This is a genomic window from Sphingomonas sp. 10B4 (genome assembly GCF_035019905.1).
Classification (GTDB): Bacteria; Pseudomonadota; Alphaproteobacteria; order Sphingomonadales; family Sphingomonadaceae; genus Sphingomonas; species Sphingomonas glacialis.
In genome coordinates, this window is sequence record NZ_JASJVC010000239.1 from 1 (window position 1) to 331 (window position 331).

The window sequence follows — 331 nt, forward strand, 5'->3', positions numbered from 1 at the left end:
GAATAGCGCCGCTCGTTGATTTCTTCGTAATGCAGCAGGGTTATATCCGTATGACGCGGATCTCGCAAGATGTGCGCGTAGAGCGTATTCACAGCATCGCGCCCACCTTCTAAGACTTGCATAAAGACATTGTCGCTGTGGCACAAAATACCGGTAATGCCATTTTGTGGATTTTGTGTACGCGATTGCTGCATGATGCCTAATATCATGTTGGACATCTGTTGATCAACGGCACGGCTGGCGTACAAAAGTCGGACTAGCATGATGATCTCTTTGAATAAAGTTAGCTTGCCATAAGTGGCATACAAGTGGTCGAGCTGGTTTTTTGATC

At 46.5% G+C, this 331-nt stretch carries 1 protein-coding gene; it reads right to left on the bottom strand.

What is annotated here, in order from left to right:
• Positions 1–331: BLUF domain-containing protein (locus tag QN347_RS19640; protein WP_323494371.1), on the bottom strand; the 331-nt coding region annotated here is incomplete at both ends.